This is a genomic window from Persicimonas caeni (assembly GCF_006517175.1).
GTDB lineage: Bacteria > Myxococcota_A > Bradymonadia > Bradymonadales > Bradymonadaceae > Persicimonas > Persicimonas caeni.
In genome coordinates this window covers 410,129-426,186 of sequence record NZ_CP041186.1, presented here as the reverse complement: position 1 = coordinate 426,186, position 16,058 = coordinate 410,129, and the positions used below count along the sequence as shown (strand labels likewise).

Below are 16,058 nucleotides of genomic sequence, written 5' to 3'. Positions count from 1 at the left end.
GTCGCGCCCCTCACAACAAATACACCGCCACGAGCGCCATGATGCCCGTAAGCCCGATATAGAGCGCGGCCGGGCCGATCAGGCGGCGCAAAATGGAGCCCTCTTCGCCGGCGATGCCCACCGTGGCACCGCCGGCGATAATTTTTGAGGGGGCGACGATGCTGCCGACGGCGGCGCCGACGTTTTGGGTGCCCAAGAGCGTCAATGCGGGCATCGACAAGCGGGTCGTCGTCGAGAGCTGGAACTCGCTGAACAAGATGTTGGAGGCGGTCGCCGAGCCGGTCACGAAGGTGCCGAGCATGCCGACCCACGGCGAGAAGAAGGGCCAGGCGCTGCCGGCGGCGACGGCGGTGAAGGCGGCCAGGGCTTCGATCATGCCCGAGTGGGCCATCACGCGCGACAGGCCGAGCATCGCGCCGAGCGCGAGGGCGACGGGCAGCAGTTGGCGCAGCGCCTCGAGGGTCGAGTCCTTGACCTCCTCGACGGTGGCGCGCTGGGCGACGGCGCCGATGAGGAAGCCGGCGATGAGGATCGTGCCCGGGTGCAAGATGGGCTGCATGCTCCCCTCGAAGCGCTCCCAGAGCGACCACGACCAGGTGACCGCGCCGAGGGTGTCGGCGATGGGAGCGACGAGGCGAGTGAGCAGGACGAGTGCGATGACGGCCAAGTAGGGCGCCGCCGCTCGCAGCACCGTGCCCGTCTCCATTTTGGCCGCGTCCATTTCATTGCCCTGTTCGGCCTCCTTCTTTCCTCCGAACCAACGATACAGGCCGACGAAGAGCAGCCCTCCGGCCAACGATCCACCTAGCGTAGGCAACTCGGGGCCGACGAATCGGGCGATGACGTACATCGGCACCAGATAACAAGCTGCCGCCACGGCCGCCCACCGCCAAATATGGGGCTTGGGATCTGTGTCGCTCTCTGACGGCTCGTCGTCGCCGGTGGCCACCCGCAGCATGGCCACGAGCATCACCCAGCCGATGAGGGCGTGGAAGGTGGCCGTGGGCACCGAGATGGCGTCGCCGTCGAACGGCACGAGCTCGGCCTGGGCCAGCGTGGGGATGCCGACTGCGCCAAACGACACGCCGATGCCGTGGCCGAGCATGGTGATGACGACCGCGTCGGCGGGGCGAAATCCGAAGCCGACCAAAAAGGGCGCCGACAGGGCGACCGCGGTGCCGAAGCCGGCGGCGCCCTCGCTAAAGAGCGCGAAGAACCAGGCGACCAAGATGACCACGATGCGCGGGTCGTCCGACAGGGAGCTCAGCGCCGAGCGGAGCTGCTCGAGGGCGTGGGTCTTTTGTTGGAGTTGGTAGATGCACAGCGCGCCGAAGATGATCCAGAGGATGGTCCCGGCGGTAAACGCCGCTTCGGCGCCGGCGCCGACGAGCGGGCGCACGAGGCCCGGGGCGGCGGCAGTGCCGGGGTCGAAGTAGGTCGCGGCGAGGACCACGCTGGTGAGCAGGCCGAAGGCGCCGGCCAGGGCGGCCGAGCGCTTGGCGAAGACCATCAGCGCGAGGACCACCAGGATGGGCAGGGCGGCGAGTAGGGCGTCCAGGAAGTTCATGGCAACAGCCGGCTGGGCTCAGTGGGTCGTCGATGCCATCTCGACCTGCTCGGGGAGTTCCTCCGAGCCCGTCCAGAGCGAGGCTGGGAACCCGCGAGCTTGTCGGTTGTAGTGAGCAGCAGCTTCGTTGAGGCGTTTGATCTCGACGCGCAGCCGGTTTTGAGCGCCGATGAGCTCGGCGTCCTTCTCCAGCGACGGCTCGCGACCTTCGAATTGGCGCTCGATGGCCGCCTTGCGGTCGCGCACGTTGTCGACCTGGGCGCGCTGCTGCTCGACGAGGGCATAAGCGTCGCGCAGCCCGCTCAGCGAGCTGTACGACCAGAGTCCGAAGATGGCGCCTGCGCTCAATATGACCGCGCCGGCGATGAGTGCAATCTTGGCGCGGCGTTTCTCGCGGCGCTTGGCGTCGCGCTCCTGTTTGGCGCGGCGCGCCTCGAGTTTTTGGCGCGCCTGCTCGACGTACTCGGCGGGGATGCCCAGCTCGGCGCCGATGTCGGCGAGTTCCTGGGGCGTCAGGTCGTCCTCGGCGTCTGCGCGCAGACGCTCGGCGGTGGCGATGATGTCGTCGACGTCCTCGTAGTCAATCTTGTCGGTCACGTGGGCTCCGTTTGGTTCTTCTCTATTTGGTTCGGTGCGACCCTCATGTGCGAGAGCAGGGATGCACTCGCTCCAAATGCGAGCCGTCGAGGCTGCTCACTTACCAGCTCGAGCCGGCGCCGCCGCCTCCGGAGCTTCCGCCTCCAAAGCCGCCGCCACCACCGCCACTACTGCTGCTGCTGCTCGAGGAGCTCGAGCGCGGCCGGCGCGGGATGGTCACGTAGCGAACCGCGTGGTGCGGGCAATGGGTGCAGTCTTCGGTGATGCGCTTGCGGCCGGTCGAATAGGTCGTCGCGTGCTCGACGGTCGTCGTGTCGACGTCCATCGTCTTGTAGCCACAGGAGCGACACCGCGTGTAGCCCGAGAACATCTTGGCCTTGCGCAAGATGCGGTCGAAGTCGCACTGCTCGCAGAAGAAGACGAGGTAGTCGACCGAGCCGATCGCCTCTTCTGTGTTCTGGCCGCGGTCGAGGTGCTCGTCGTCGTCGATGTCGGGGACCATCTGCATGCGGATATTGCAGTTGGGGCAGGTTCGGTTCTTTTTGTAGATGTATCTGCCGATGCCCGCGCCCGCCACGGCCACGATGCCGAGAGCGAGGAAGAAGGGCCACTGCCGTTTGGGCTCCGGGTTGGTCGGCGTGTAGTACCGGTCGTCGGTGTTCGAAGCTCCATAATCCGACGTAGGGCCACCGGCGGGCGACGGGTTGTTCAGACGCTCGCGTATTTGGTCGTCGCAGGCGCCCACCCCGACGAGCAGCCCCTCTCCATAATCTCCGCGCTTGAAGTAGGGGATCATCGTCTGGACCTGCATGCGTTTGAGCCAACTGTCGGTGAGCACCGACTCGAGGCCGTAGCCGGTCTCCATCTCGAGGCGGCGCTCGCCGCGGACGAGCAAGACGAGCAGGCCGTTATTGGTGTCGGCCTTGCCGATGCCCCAATAGTTGAACAGCTCGGTGGCGAAATCCTTGGGCGTGGGCGTGTCGACCTGCTCGACGGTGACCACCGCGATCTCGACGCCGGTCTCCTGCTCGAGGCGGCCGATCGTCTGGTTGATATGCGCTTCTTGGTCCGCGTCGATGATGTCGACGGTGTCGCTGACCCAGGAGTTCGCGTTGCGCGGGTTCGGCACGTCCTCGACCGACATCGCGACAGCCGGAGCAGCGAGGAGGGCTATGAGCGAGACGAAGGCGAGCTGGAGGGCGAGTCTCATGGGCGTTCACCGTGCGCGAGGTCCATCCGATTTGTGGAGGTAGAGCACGGGGAGGATACGACCAATCCTGCCGGGTCACAAGCGGGCCGGCGTACTCGCTTACAGAAGCCGCAGGGCGGCTTTGTCTTTCTCCTTGGCCTCGACCATCAGATCGAAGGGGGCGTCGCCGTCGACCTGGGCCATCAAGCCGACGAAAGTCTCGAAGTCCTCGGCCGAGATGTAGTCGGCGTGGGAGGTGCGGGTGCCCTCGCGCCCGGTCGAGATATGGCATTTGGGCGGGCGGTCCTGCCAGGTCGCCACGACTTCCTCGAGGCGGCCGACCAGGTCGTCGCGCCAGTCCTCGGTGGCCGGGTTGCATTGGTGGTGGAAGATGTCGAAGACCAGCGGGCGGCCGATGTCGGCGCACAGCTCGAGCACCTCGTCGACGTTGTAGACCGTGTCGTCGTTCTCGATGATGAGTTGGCGCTGCGAGGCTGTGGATAGGCGGGTGAAGTTGTCGGCGAAGCGCTGCCGCGACTTGTCTTTGTCGCCATAGGCGCCGCCCACGTGAATGATGATGTCGCCGCCGCGCGGGGTGACCGCGTCGAGGAAGCGCGCGTGATAATCGATCTCGGCGATGGCGCGCTCGACCACGTCGTTCTTCTTGGAGTTGAGCACGGTGTACTGGCCTGGGTGCATCGATAGGCGCAGCTCGTGCTGCTCGGCCATTTGCCGAATCTCGGCGAGCTCGTCGACGAAGTGCGCCCGCCAGTCGAGGGGGAACTCGGGGTGGGAGGCAAAGGGGATGACGCTCGAGCTGATGCGAAACATCTTCAGGTCGTGATCGACGTTCCACGCGAGGATCTCACGCAGGTTCGACAGGTTTTCGGTGATGATCTCGGCCACGTACTCCGCGGTGAGATTGCCGAGCCGGAGCGTGCGTCCAGTGGTCGAGTCGAGTGTGCGGTTGATGCACGCGTAGCCGATGTAGCGCAACTTCATGCGGGTCTCCTCATGGGTCGTCAATCCTCCTAACAAATGTGTGATGCAAGGAGTCGCAGACAAGGTGCGCTCGCTTGTCAGGTAGCGCCACACGTCTAACTTCGGGCCTGAAAGGGGGGATTTGTCACCAAAGCCATAAGGAGACAGCCATGAAGAAGACTTTGAAAGCGTTGATGATGCTGTTCGCGATGCTAGGAGCCCTCAGCTTCACCACCGCGTGTGAGCAGCCCGAGCAAGAGGAAGAAGGCGTCATGGAAGAAGAGGAAGTTGAGGAAGAGGGCGCCATCGAAGAGACCGAGCAAGAGCTCGAGGAAGCTGGAGAAGAGGTTGAACAGGAGACTGAGGAAGCCGGAGAGGCGGTCGAAGAGGAGGCCCAAGAGGCCGAAGAGGCCGTTGAAGAGGAGGCTGCCGAAGAGGAGTAAGCCGAGTAACCCGGTTTTCAACGCAGGTGGCGCGGTCGATTACGCCGGCGCCGCCTGCGTTTTTTTGTGTCGAGCTTTTCCCACCGATGTCGGCGCCCGCCGAAGCTCTTAGTTGTTGTTCGCTCGCAGTTGTTCACTCACAGACAACAGCCTGTTTCGTCTCGCGGTCTTGTCCGCCGGCGAGCATCGCGCCACATTGTTCGTGTGAACGATGCAATTCGATGTGGACGTGCCCGATGAGTGACCGAAAAGACGATAATGATTTCTCGCGGCGCCAAGTGCTGGCAGGCCTGATGGGCTTGGCGGGCGCTGCAGGCGTGGCGGGTGTGGTCGGTTGCGACCGCCCGACCGCGAAGATCCGGGGAGGACAGATGAGCCGTAAGAGCAGTGAGAAGACCGACGAAGCCGGCGCGAGGGCGTCCGGCAAGATGCCTGTAGGGTACGTGGGGCACGGCGCGCCCACGCTCGTGTTCGACAAGCAGAAGGGCGCCGACCTTCGCCGCTGGGCCGACGAGATGCCCCGGCCGCGCGCCATGCTGGTGATTTCGGCACACTGGCAAGATACGCCGGTGTCGATCGGGACGACCGAGCGGCGCGAGTTGATGTATGACTTCTACGGTTTTCCCAAAGAGCTCTACGAGGTCGAGTACGACGCGCCCGCGGCCCCTGAACTCGCAGACCGCGTGGCGGCGTTGCTCGGTGAGAAACAACCGGTCCAACGCGAGGACCGGGCCATGGACCACGGCGTGTGGGTGCCGATGGTCCACATGGCGCCGGCGGCCGATATCCCGATTCTGCAGATCTCACTGCCCAGCCAGGCCGGGCCGAAGGCGCTCTTCGAGTTGGGTCGGAAATTGGCGCCGCTTCGCGACGAGGGCATCTTCTTGCTCGGAAGCGGCTCGCTGGTGCACAACCTGCGCCGAATCGACTTCAGCGAGCGGTCTTCGCCGGAGAGTTGGGCCGTCGAGTTCGACCAGTGGGCGGCCGAGACCTTGGCGCAGCGCAACTTCGACGAACTCATCGACTATCGCAACCACGCGCCGGGCTTGCGCATCGCGCACCCCACCGTGGAGCACTTCGAGCCGATCCTCGTCGCCGCCGGCGCGGCCAGCGTCGACGAGGTGAGCACCAGCTTTCCGGTCGAGGGTTTCGAGTTCGGCAACCTGAGCCGACGGTGCGTGCAGTTCGGTTGAATGCGTGCAGGTCGGTCGAAGTGGCATGTCAGTCCCTGATCTTGTAGATCTTGTGGAAGGTCAATCTAAGCCAGATCAGGGGCTGAGAGAGCATGAGAATCTACACGCTGGTTTTGTTGGTTTGCTTTGTCGCTGCGTGTTCGGGGGCGCCCTCTGATGGCGCCCCCGGCGCCGGAGGGGCGGAGGACTCCAACGGCGCGCCCGACCTGGGGCCGTTCTACGATGTCGAACATGTCTGGATGAGCCCTGCCAAGCTGCGTCTGGCGGTCGGCGAGCAGGCCACCATCGAGGCTGACGCACGCGATGCGGCCATCGAAGAGGTCGACAATCCGGACATTTTATGGCGGAGCACCGACCCGGCGGTGGCTCGTGTCGACCAGCAAGGCGTGGTCGAGGCGGTCGGCGCAGGTCAGGCTGTCATCGAGGCGGTCGCCGACGGCGACACCGGTCGCTGTGAAGTCGAAGTGTACGAGCCCCTCGAGTCGGTCGCGATAGCCGGCGTCGACGATACCTTTCGACCCGGCGTGGTTGTCGAGCCGGTTCTCCAATTGACCGGCGTGCTCGGAAACGAGCTCGATCCGGACGATTGGGCGCCCAACTGGTCGAGCGACGACGACCAAGTCCTCGAGCACCTCGGCGACGGTCGCTTCGCTGCGTTGCGGCCGGGGGTGACCGAAATCGCGGTTGTCGTCGGGGGCAAGTCCGCCGCCGCACGGGTCGAGGTGGGCGGCTACGCCGACCTCCAGATCCGCCTCGACGCCGAGCGTTGGCGCGTACACCGCGGTGAGACGCTCGAGATCACGGCGAGCGTGCTCGGGCCCGGCGGAGAGATCGAACTCGACCACGTCGCCGTAAACTGGGAGAGCGAGGCCCCGTCGCTTCTCGAGGTCGATGCCGCTGGCCTGGCTACGGGTCTGGCGACCGGGAAAGCCCTCGGCACCGTCTCAGTGAGGGCGTCGGCGCACGGCGCAAGCGCCGAGCGTGATGTGTTGGTCGTCGGCGTCTACTCGAGTATCGACTCGGGGCGGCGTCACACGTGCGGGATATACGATATCTACACCGTGTGCTGGGGGCTGAACCTGAGAGGTCAGCTCGGCACCGGCGATCTCACGTCGCGCGCCGTGCCAACGTTGGTTGTCGGCGGTCACCGATTCACCAGCGTGTCGGCGGGCGGAGATTTCTCGTGCGGACTCGACGCCGATGGACGCGCATGGTGCTGGGGCGCCAACGAACACGGCCAGCTTGGTGACGGCACTCGCAGTCGCCACACCGAACCCACCGCGGTGCAAACTCATGTGAAGTTCGTCGCCATCACCGCGGGCTTCCAGCACGCCTGCGCCCTCGACCTCGCCGGTAACGCATGGTGTTGGGGCAGTGGGGCGGACGGACGGCTCGGGATTGGACACACCGATGATAGCGTGACCCCGTCGCCGGTCGTCGGCGGGCTGCGCTTCCGAGCGATCGATGCGGCCGAGCACACCTGTGCGATCACCACAGACGGCCAAGCGACATACTGTTGGGGCAACAATGACTATGGCGAGATTGGCGCGACCCCCAAATTCACCTTCGCCAGCACCGACTTGGCGTCGAGCGCCGAGCCGTGGGTGGTCACCCAAAGCCGCTCATTCGAGCAAGTGCGCGCCGGAGACGACTTTAGTTGTGCGCTCGCTGACGACGGAGAGATCTTTTGTTGGGGGAGTAACGTGGACTACCAACTCGGCCGGACCATCTATTCGAGCGGAGGGGACGTGATCACGAGCTTTCGCAGCGTTTCGTGGCCGGTGTCCCTGCACGAAGACCCGGTCAGCTACACGGCGGTGTCCGCCGGATATCATCCCTGTGCCATTCGAGACGGCAAACCGTATTGCTGGCGAGAGGACTTTCACGGCGACCCGACCAGCCCCGGGTTTGTACCCGTCACCGAACCGACGCGCCTGCGCGGCCTCGCCGAAGCGAGCGCAATCACCGGCGGCTACAAGTTCACGTGCGCGCTCGACGAAGAGGGCTACGCCTACTGCAGCGGATGGGGCGTCGACGGGGAACTCGGCAGCGGATCGATGCAAGAGTACGTGTGGGGCTCGTTCGTGCCGGTCGTGCTCCCGACGGTGGAATCAAGCCAGTAGGGCCGAACGGAAACGGAGCTCACCAGCTGCCGATGCCGCCCAGGTCGTAGACTTTGTCGACGCCCATATCTTCGAGGGCGTTGGCGGCGTGAGCGCTGCGGTTACCGCTGCGGCAGTAGACCACGAGCGGTTCGCCGAGTTCTTTGAGCTCGTCTTTTCGCTGTCCGAATTCTTGGATGGGGATATTGACCGCGCCGTCGATATGGCCCGACTGGTACTCGCCGGGCGTGCGCACGTCGAGGAGAACGGCGCCGTCTTCGACCAACTGGCGCGCCGTTTCGCCGTCGACCTTGCCAGGTTCGGGCGTGCCGGACTCGGGCGTGCCGGATTCTTCGACTGCCTGTTGCCCGGTGTTTTTCGTCGGCTCGGCGGCCGAGGCTTCCTTTTTGCTGGAGCAGCCAGACGCCGCCAAGAGGGCGATGCAGGCGAGTGTGGCGAGCCAACCGGATACGAAACGAATCTTCATTGTCATCTCTTACTGCTAGAAACTCTTACTGCCAGAAACCGTGTTGTCTTCGAGTAAACAATCGAGGGCCGAAGAAATTTCTCGAAGGTCTACTCTAGAGCTTCAGTTTAGGGCACCACCCACTCGCCGCAGAACACCTGGCCATCCCACTGGTAGAATGCCTGCCGCTCCTCCTCGGGGTCACGGCCCACGTAGAGCCACTTGATCTCGTCGACGACGGTGCGCACGACCGCATAGTTTCGGCGCGCCTCGGCTTCGTCGATGGCGCCGGGTTGGATCCCCGAGCCGGGGGCCTCGGCGGGCGTGCCGGGGGCTTTCGGCTTGAAGTAAAACGCAAGCTCGTCGTCCGGAAGTGACGCCCACATGGTCGCGGCGACTTCGTCGCTTCGGTGGATGGTGGTGCGGCCTCTGAGCTGGAATTGCTCGCTGCTGTCGGCGTCCCAGCCCATCCAGACCGCGCTCGGCGTCTCCTCGAGCTCACTGATCTTATTCGAGCGCGCGTCGGTGTGGAAGATGAGCGCTCGGCTGCCGCGATTGGCCCGGCGCAGCGCGACGGTGCGCACGTTCGGGCCCTCGGGACCCGCAGTCGCAAACGCCGGCGTGGTCATCGCGTTGGCGCGATCGATGACCCCCGATTCGATATAGTTCCAGATATGCTCGAGCAGTCCGTCGAGGTCGTCGTAACGCATGGCAAACTCGCTGTTTTATGTTCATTCGACACGCCCAAAGTGCGCGCCGAGAGGCGATTGTCAACGGCGCGGCGCGCCTGTGCCCTCGTGAGAGGCATCGTCGCGCTCGAGCGTCGGCACTTCGATGTGCCCGATGTCGGGGGGCCTCCTCTCGAAGGGCCTGTTGGCCTCGATGGGAGTGGGGACCGGTTCGAAGTCGAGCTTGGGCGGCGCAAAGGCATCCGAGGGCGGATCGGGCGTCCCCGACATGAGCAGCCAACCTGACAGAGCCATCCCGAGGACCATCAAAACGACGCCCAAGACGGCGAATAGGACGACCTTACGCCCCTGGCGACGCTCCCGATGCTCGACCGGTGAGGCCTTGGGCTGTGGTCGCGGCGCCTGGCGGGCGCGCTGGACCGTGCGAACGAGCGCATGGCCATCGCCGGGGCGCGCGCTCGGGTCGCCCGAGAGCATGTGCTCGAGCAGGTGGGTCAGCGCCGCAGACTGTTTTGTAAGCCCTTCCCAACGGAGTTGGTTCTGCGCGTCTAGCAGTTCGACGGGCGGTTTTCGCGTCAACAGGTGCAGTGCGCACGTCGCCAGCGCGTACACGTCGCTCGCCGGCGTCGCCAACCCGCGCAGCTGCTCGGGGGCCATGTAGCCGATGGTGCCGGCGATGGTGCTGCCGGCGTCTTCGGGCTCGAGCGCGTCGCGCACCGAGCCGAAGTCAATGAGGACCAGCGAGCCGTCCGCGCGGCGCATGACGTTCGACGGTTTGATATCGCGGTGGATGACTGGCGGCGACAGCGAGTGCAAGTAGCCGGTCACCTCGCCGAGCTCCTCGAGAATCGCCAGCACCTCTTCTTGGTCGAATTGGCGCTGCGAGAGCTCCTCTTCGAGAGAGTGTCCCTCGATGAACTCCATGACCAGATAGAAGCGGAGCGCCTTGCCTTCGCCGGCGGCGAAGTGGTCGAAGAACGACGGCACGCCCGGATGGTCGAGTCGACACAGCACCGCCGCCTCGCGCTCGAAGAGCTCGTGCGCCTTGAACGAGTCGACCCGGTGAAACGCCAGCTCCTTGATCGCGACGTCGACGGCGGCCTGGGTGTCTCGAGCCAAGTAGGTCGTGCCGGAGGCTCCCTCGCCGAGCACCTGCCGCAGTACGTAACGCTCCCGCAGCAGGGGAGACTGGCCACAGGACTCACAGGCGTCCTGGGCGTCCGAGTGTGCACCGCAATTTGCGCAAATCATCGACATGGCGTCCTCGAGAAGGCTGCGTGTGACGCCATTATAGATTGTCTGCGCGCAAATGCGACAGCCCGCGAGTGGGGTGACACCGAAGTGAGAATCAACCTTTCGGCGAGGATAGCGCCGCCAGATTCGGATGCGAACCCCGCAGGCGATGCAGCGCATCGTCGAGGAGTGAGCGCCGAAGCTGGTGGTGCTAGACTGGCGAAGGTGAATCGAATCTCGGTGTCACACCACTAGGGGGGGGAGTCCGGTTCAGTGTGCGTGACCGTGGTCGCCCTCAGCATGCTCGTGACCGTGGTCGTCACCCTCGCCGTGCTCGTGGCCGTGGTCTTCTTTGGCCTCGACCGCCTTCTCTTTTTGCTCGGCGAGCTTGCCCGGGTCGTGCTGCTTGAGCGCCATGTTGCATTCGGGGCATTTGCCGCCTTCGGGCTTCTCCATCGCCGCCCAGTGCACGGTGCCCATGTCGCAGTACCAGGCGCCGGCCGGAAGCTGCTCGGCCTGAATGGCAGGATCGAATTTCTGGCCGGCCTTGGCGACCTCGACCTGCTCGAGCTCTCCTTGTTTGGCTTCCTCTTGCTTAGCCTCTTCCTGTTTGGCTTCCTCCGGCTTTGCCTCTTCGTCGTCTCCAGCTTTCTGTTCAGCCGGCGCCTCGGCGTTCGCCTCGTCGTGGGCGTGGTTGTCGGCTCGCGCTTTGTCGCAACCGACCGCCACGAGGGTGAGTGCCAGGCAAAGAATGGTCAGGATACGTGCTTTCATGGTGACTCCTCTCGAGAAGCTGTCTCGGGTTGTTGGGGGAACGAATGCTTCTTGGCTGCGATGTCGCCAAAGCGCAGGTACAGCGCGGGGACGACGATCATGTTGAGGGCGGTCGACGAGACCAACCCAAAGAGAATGACGATGGCCATCGGGGCCTGAATCTCACTGCCGGGCTCACCGGCTTTGAGGGCCAGCGGGATGAGGCCCAACCCGCTGGCGAGCGCGGTCATCAAGATGGGCGCCAGTCGCTCCATGGCGCCCTGTTTGACCGCCTGCCACACGTCGCTCACGCCCTCTTCGAGGTGCAGGTGGCGGATGTGGGAGACCATCAGCAGGCCGTTTCGGGTGGCGATTCCAAAGAGGGTGATGAAGCCGATGAGGGAGGCGACCGACAAGACGCCGTCGAGCACGTAGACGCCCACCACGCCACCGATGAGCGCCAGCGGCAGGTTGGCCATCACGAGCAGGGCGTCGCGGCCCGAGCCCAGCGAGATGAACAAGAGCAAGAAGATGCCGACGATGACCACGCCGGTGAGCACCGTGAGCGTCTGCGAGGCCTGCGTGGCGCTCTCGAATTGGCCGCCGTACTCGATGTGGTAGCCGCTGGGCAGCTCGACCTGTTCGCCCACGCGGCTGCGAATCTGCTCGACGACGCCCACCAGATCAGCGCCGGCGACGTTGCTCGACACCACGATCTTGCGCTGGACGTTCTCGCGGCTGATGCGGTTGGGGCGTCGGTCGCGGCGAACCTCTGCGAGCGCGTGCAGCGGCACCTGGGCGCCGCCGGGCGTGGTGATGAGGGTTTGGCGGACCTCCTCGACGCTCCCTTTGGCGCTCTCGGGGTAGCGGACCAATAGGTCGAAGCCGCGCTGGCCTTCGATGACCCGCGAGACCTCGTGGCCGCGAAAGGCGGTCTCGATGGTCTCGGCGACCTCACTCACACGAAGCCCGTGGCGGGCGATCGCGTCGCGGTCGAAGTCGACGAGCAAAAACGGGATGTCCATCTGCTGCTCGACGTTCAGGTCGACCACGCCGTCGACCCCCTCCATCACCAGACTGACCTCCTGGGCCAGGCGGCGAAGCTCGTAGAGGTTCGAGCCGAAGATCTTCACCGCAATATTGGCGCGGGTGCCCGATAACATGTGGTCGATGCGGTGGCTGATGGGCTGGCCGATGGTGATATTCATCCCCGGCATCTGGCTCAGGTCTTGGCGCAGCGCGGCCAAAAAGTCTTCCTGGCTGCGCTCCTTCATCTGCAGGTTCACGTCGATCTCGGCCGCGTTGACGCCCTGGGCGTGCTCGTCGAGCTCGGCGCGCCCGGTGCGCCTGGAGGTCGACACGACCTCCGGATGCTCGAGCATGATCTTCTCGATGCGCTCGCCCATCTCGTCGGAGGTCTCCAGCGAGGTGCCCGGCAGCGTGACCGCGCTGACGGTGAGCGTGCCTTCGTTGAACTCCGGCAAAAAGGCTTGGCCGGAGCGCGCCAGCCCCCAACCTGCGAAGGCGAGCGCGACCACCGAGGCGGCCGTGATCATCTTCCAGCGGGGCAGGGCGATGTTCAGCAGGGGCTCGTAGCCGCGCTTGAGCGCGCGCATCACGCGGCTCTCCTCGTTCTGCTCGATCGCTTTGGTGCCCGGCAGCAAGTAGTAGCAGAGCGCGGGCGTCACCGTGAGCGCTACGACCAGCGACGCGGTCAGTGACACGACGTAGGCGATGCCGAGCGGCTCGAGCAGGCGTCCCTCGACGCCCGTGAGAAAGAAGAGCGGCAAGAAGACGAGCACGATGATCAACGTCGCGAAGACGATGGCGGGTCGAATCTCGACGCTCGATTCGTAGATGATGTCGAGGGTGGGGCGGCGTTGGTCGGGCGGGCGAGCTGCGTTTTCGCGCAGCCTTCGCACTGCGTTCTCGACGTCGATGATGGCGTCGTCGACGAGCGCACCCACGGCGATGGCCATGCCGCCCAGCGTCATCGTGTTGATGGAGCCGCCGAAGTAGTCGAGCACCATGACCGCAGCCAAAAGTGACAGCGGAATCGCCGTGATGGTGATCGCGGTCGCCCGGAGATTCGCCAAAAAGATCAGGATGATCAGCACCACCAGAATCGCGCCGTCGCGCAGGGCGTGGACCACGTTGTCGACGGCGATGTCGATGAAGTCGGCCTGGCGAAAGATGTGGCGGTGCAGCGTCATGCCCTCGGGAAGCGAGCCTTCGACCCCGTCGAGCACCCCGTCGAGGCGCTCGGTGAGCTCGAGGGTATTCGCGTCGGGCTGCTTTTGGATGCCGATGATGACGGCGTCCTGGCCGTTGAACGAGCCCTCGCCGCGTTTGAGCGCCGGGGCGATCCGGACCTCGCCAATATCGCCCACGGTGATGGGCTGGCCCTTGCGCACGGCGAGCTCGGTCTTCTCGATATCATCGAGGCGCTCGATGCGCCCGAGGCCGTAGATGAGATACTCGCGCCCGTTTTCGCGGTAGAAGCCCGCCGAGACGTTCTCGTTGGTCTCTCGAAGCGCGTCGGCGACTTCGTTGAGCCCGATGCCGTAGGCCGACAGCTTCGCCGGGTCGGCGTGGACTTGGTACTGCTTGACGCCGCCGCCCAGCGGGATGACCTGCGAGACTCCCGGCACGGCCAACAGCCGCCGGCGCACCACCCAGTCCGCCTCGGTGCGAAGCTCGATGGGCGTGTGCTCCTCGGAGGTGAGCGCGACGAACATGATCTCGCCCATGATCGACGAGATGGGGCCCATGGTGGGCGGGTCGACGTCGGGCGGCAGCTGGGAGCGCACCAGTTGCAGCTTCTCGCTGACGATCTGGCGGGCGCGGTAGATGTCGGTGCCCCAGTCGAACTCCGCGTAGATGACCGCGTTGCCGATGCCGGTATTCGAGCGCACCCGGCGCACGCCTGTGGCGCCGTTGAGGGCGGTCTCGATGGGGTAGGTGATCTGGCTTTCGACCTCTTCGGGCGCTTTGCCGTGCGCCTCGACGACGACGGTGACGCTGGGCGCGGTCAGGTTCGGGAAGACGTCGACGGGCATCGTCAGCGCCTGCCAGGAACCCCACACGAACAGCACCGCGGCGGCGAGCACCACAAAGAAGCGGTTCTGTAGCGACCATTTGATGATTCCGTCGATCATGGGTTGCTCAGTGGTCTTACTGAATGGAACGGCTCAGTGGGTGTGGCCGTGGCCGACCGCGCCGGTCGCGGTGCTGGCGAGTTTGACGTAGTAGGCGCCTTGGCTCACCACGTGCTCGCCCGGGGCGAGGCCGTCGAGGACCTCGACCCTGCCGCGGTCGTGTATGCCCAGGCGCACGGTGCGCCGCTCGAAGGACTCACCGCCGACCATCACGTAGACGACGTCGAGGCCCTTTTCGTCGAGCACCGCCGAGGACGGGATGGCGACGACCTCCTTGGGCTTTCCGCTGAAGATGTGGGCGCGCACGAAGCTGCCGATGCGCAGGTTCGGGCGGGCGTCGGCCTCGGCGAGCGCGAAGATAAGCGGCGCGGTGCGCGTCTGCGGGTCGATGACCTCGCCGAAGCTTACGAGTTCGCCGCCGTCGTCGATGTCGACCTCGACGGGGGCTTGGTCGTCGGCCGGCTCGAACCAGGCGCCGGTGGGCGCCGAGATGCGAGGAAGGTCGGCCTCGGGGACGTGCGCCTCGAGCCACAGCTGCGAGCGATCGACTACGCGCAGGAGCTCGTCTCCGCTCGAGACGAACCCGCCGTCGACGACGTTGCGCTGGGCGATGGTCCCGTCGATGGGGCTTCGGATGGCGATGCGGCCGTTGGCGCCGCCGCCACGAGATTCGAGGTTTCGGTATTGTCGAAGGCGCTGCTGGGCCTGCTCGACCTCGGCCTTCGCGAGCGCCTTGGCGCTCTCGGCGTCGGTCAGCCGCTTTTGGGGCAGCGCGCCGCTGTCGACGAGGCCTGAGATGCGCGCAAGTTCGCGCTCGGCGCGGCCGAGCTCGACCTTTGCCTTGCGGAGCTCGGAGCGAAGCTGCGAAATCTCACCGGCGCCCAGGCTCGGCACCACGTAGGCGACGATCTGGCCGGCCTCGACCGGCTGGCCCACCTGCGGGATGCCTTCTTTGGGGGCGCCGAGCCGACCGTCGAAGGGGGCGGTGACGACCGCCTCACCGTCGGCCGACGGCCGGATCGTGGCGTTGACCGGCACCGACGGGCGCATCTTGCGGCGAGCGACGGGCGCGACGTTGAAGTCGACCTTCCACTGCTGCTCTTTGAGAAACGAGATATCGCCTTCGGGGTTGTCGATGTCGACCTCGCGGGCCGCTTCCTTGGCGTCAAAGACCTGCAGCTCACCCAGGTCGAAGCGCTCGGTGAACTCGTCGGTCTGCAGTACGAGCAAGAGCTTGCGCTCGCCCACGTACTTGGGCGTCGCCGTGGGCGTGAAGATGCCGGGGCGTGCGGGCTCGGTGGCCTCCCAGCGCTCGCCGGGTGACCCCTCACTGGTCAACACCACCGACAGCTTGCCTTCGCGCACCGGCTGGTAGTCGTCGAGGGTCGTAAAGTGGGCCGCAAACTCCGAGCCGTGGCCGGCGACGAAGGCGGGAAACTCGACGAACAGCTCGGTGTGCTCGCCAAAAAGCGTGACCACGTGCGTCGGCCGGTCGCTCTCGCCGTGGCCGTGACCGTGTTCGTCCTCGTGACCGTGGTCGTCTCCGTGGCCGTGTTCGTCTCCGTGGCCGTGACCGGCTTCGTCCCCGTGCTCGTGGCCGTGATCGTCCTCACAGCCAGCCAACGCTAACGCGATGAGCAACGCAGCACATACCGCGACAAATTGATTCGTTCGTATCTGCATTCGA

The 16,058-nt window shown here is 65.4% G+C and carries 13 protein-coding genes; 3 read left to right on the top strand and 10 right to left on the bottom strand.

What is annotated here, in order from left to right; all coding sequences use genetic code 11:
• Nucleotides 1-10: 10 nt before the first annotated feature.
• From FIV42_RS01725 to uvsE, 4 genes are all read right to left on the bottom strand, one after another.
• The gene (locus FIV42_RS01725; protein WP_141195997.1) at nucleotides 11-1,567 is read right to left on the bottom strand and encodes an L-lactate permease; all 1,557 of its coding nucleotides are present in this window, start codon (nucleotides 1,565-1,567) and stop codon (nucleotides 11-13) included.
• 18 nt (nucleotides 1,568-1,585) lie between these two features.
• Nucleotides 1,586-2,164 (bottom strand): LemA family protein, encoded by a 579-nt coding sequence (locus tag FIV42_RS01720; RefSeq protein WP_141195996.1) that lies wholly within the window; start codon nucleotides 2,162-2,164, stop codon nucleotides 1,586-1,588.
• Nucleotides 2,165-2,264: 100 nt separating this feature from the next.
• Complete coding sequence (locus FIV42_RS01715; protein ID WP_141195995.1) at nucleotides 2,265-3,374, bottom strand: TPM domain-containing protein; 1,110 nt, start codon at nucleotides 3,372-3,374, stop codon at nucleotides 2,265-2,267.
• A 99-nt stretch (nucleotides 3,375-3,473) separates the two neighbouring features.
• Nucleotides 3,474-4,355, bottom strand: coding sequence for a UV DNA damage repair endonuclease UvsE (uvsE, locus tag FIV42_RS01710; protein ID WP_141195994.1), 882 nt, complete (start codon nucleotides 4,353-4,355; stop codon nucleotides 3,474-3,476).
• Nucleotides 4,356-4,504: 149 nt separating this feature from the next.
• Between uvsE and FIV42_RS01705 the strand changes: the two genes are divergently transcribed.
• From FIV42_RS01705 to FIV42_RS01695, 3 genes are all read left to right on the top strand, one after another.
• A complete protein-coding gene (locus tag FIV42_RS01705; protein WP_141195993.1) occupies nucleotides 4,505-4,777 on the top strand; it encodes a hypothetical protein in 273 nt (90 codons plus the stop codon).
• 236 nt (nucleotides 4,778-5,013) lie between these two features.
• Nucleotides 5,014-5,970 (top strand): DODA-type extradiol aromatic ring-opening family dioxygenase, encoded by a 957-nt coding sequence (locus FIV42_RS01700; protein ID WP_222615357.1) that lies wholly within the window; start codon nucleotides 5,014-5,016, stop codon nucleotides 5,968-5,970.
• 92 nt (nucleotides 5,971-6,062) lie between these two features.
• Nucleotides 6,063-8,093 (top strand): Ig-like domain-containing protein, encoded by a 2,031-nt coding sequence (locus FIV42_RS01695; RefSeq protein ID WP_141195992.1) that lies wholly within the window; start codon nucleotides 6,063-6,065, stop codon nucleotides 8,091-8,093.
• Nucleotides 8,094-8,112: 19 nt separating this feature from the next.
• Here the strand turns inward: FIV42_RS01695 and FIV42_RS01690 are convergent, their stop codons facing one another.
• The 6 genes from FIV42_RS01690 to FIV42_RS01665 all read right to left on the bottom strand — a co-directional run bounded on the left by FIV42_RS01690 (nucleotide 8,113) and on the right by FIV42_RS01665 (nucleotide 16,054).
• Nucleotides 8,113-8,559: a rhodanese-like domain-containing protein gene (locus tag FIV42_RS01690; RefSeq protein ID WP_141195991.1), complete on the bottom strand. Its 447-nt coding sequence runs from the start codon at nucleotides 8,557-8,559 to the stop codon at nucleotides 8,113-8,115.
• A 107-nt stretch (nucleotides 8,560-8,666) separates the two neighbouring features.
• Nucleotides 8,667-9,248 carry a pyridoxamine 5'-phosphate oxidase family protein gene (locus FIV42_RS01685; RefSeq protein ID WP_141195990.1) on the bottom strand — a complete coding sequence of 194 codons (582 nt, stop codon included), beginning with the start codon at nucleotides 9,246-9,248 and terminating at the stop codon, nucleotides 8,667-8,669.
• A 60-nt stretch (nucleotides 9,249-9,308) separates the two neighbouring features.
• Nucleotides 9,309-10,484 (bottom strand): serine/threonine protein kinase, encoded by a 1,176-nt coding sequence (locus FIV42_RS01680; protein ID WP_168210323.1) that lies wholly within the window; start codon nucleotides 10,482-10,484, stop codon nucleotides 9,309-9,311.
• A 246-nt stretch (nucleotides 10,485-10,730) separates the two neighbouring features.
• Nucleotides 10,731-11,234, bottom strand: coding sequence for a hypothetical protein (locus tag FIV42_RS01675; protein ID WP_141195988.1), 504 nt, complete (start codon nucleotides 11,232-11,234; stop codon nucleotides 10,731-10,733).
• Nucleotides 11,231-14,371: an efflux RND transporter permease subunit gene (locus FIV42_RS01670; RefSeq protein WP_141195987.1), complete on the bottom strand. Its 3,141-nt coding sequence runs from the start codon at nucleotides 14,369-14,371 to the stop codon at nucleotides 11,231-11,233. Before FIV42_RS01670 ends, FIV42_RS01675 begins: the two co-directional genes overlap by 4 nt.
• A gap of 33 nt (nucleotides 14,372-14,404) precedes the next feature.
• On the bottom strand, nucleotides 14,405-16,054 hold the full coding sequence (locus FIV42_RS01665; RefSeq protein ID WP_141195986.1) for an efflux RND transporter periplasmic adaptor subunit: 1,650 nt from the start codon (nucleotides 16,052-16,054) through the stop codon (nucleotides 14,405-14,407).
• Nucleotides 16,055-16,058 lie beyond the last annotated feature (4 nt).

Bases quoted from the DNA above. Each gene is read 5' to 3' on its own strand.
- FIV42_RS01725 (WP_141195997.1), bottom strand. From the start codon at position 1,567: ATGAACTTCCTGGACGCCCTACTCGCCGCCCTGCCCATCCTGGTGGTC.
- FIV42_RS01715 (WP_141195995.1), bottom strand. From the start codon at position 3,374: ATGAGACTCGCCCTCCAGCTCGCCTTCGTCTCGCTCATAGCCCTCCTC.
- uvsE (WP_141195994.1), bottom strand. From the start codon at position 4,355: ATGAAGTTGCGCTACATCGGCTACGCGTGCATCAACCGCACACTCGAC.
- FIV42_RS01705 (WP_141195993.1), top strand. From the start codon at position 4,505: ATGAAGAAGACTTTGAAAGCGTTGATGATGCTGTTCGCGATGCTAGGA.
- FIV42_RS01700 (WP_222615357.1), top strand. From the start codon at position 5,014: ATGAGTGACCGAAAAGACGATAATGATTTCTCGCGGCGCCAAGTGCTG.
- FIV42_RS01695 (WP_141195992.1), top strand. From the start codon at position 6,063: ATGAGAATCTACACGCTGGTTTTGTTGGTTTGCTTTGTCGCTGCGTGT.
- FIV42_RS01690 (WP_141195991.1), bottom strand. From the start codon at position 8,559: ATGAAGATTCGTTTCGTATCCGGTTGGCTCGCCACACTCGCCTGCATC.
- FIV42_RS01685 (WP_141195990.1), bottom strand. From the start codon at position 9,248: ATGCGTTACGACGACCTCGACGGACTGCTCGAGCATATCTGGAACTAT.
- FIV42_RS01680 (WP_168210323.1), bottom strand. From the start codon at position 10,484: ATGTCGATGATTTGCGCAAATTGCGGTGCACACTCGGACGCCCAGGAC.
- FIV42_RS01675 (WP_141195988.1), bottom strand. From the start codon at position 11,234: ATGAAAGCACGTATCCTGACCATTCTTTGCCTGGCACTCACCCTCGTG.
- FIV42_RS01670 (WP_141195987.1), bottom strand. From the start codon at position 14,371: ATGATCGACGGAATCATCAAATGGTCGCTACAGAACCGCTTCTTTGTG.
- FIV42_RS01665 (WP_141195986.1), bottom strand. From the start codon at position 16,054: ATGCAGATACGAACGAATCAATTTGTCGCGGTATGTGCTGCGTTGCTC.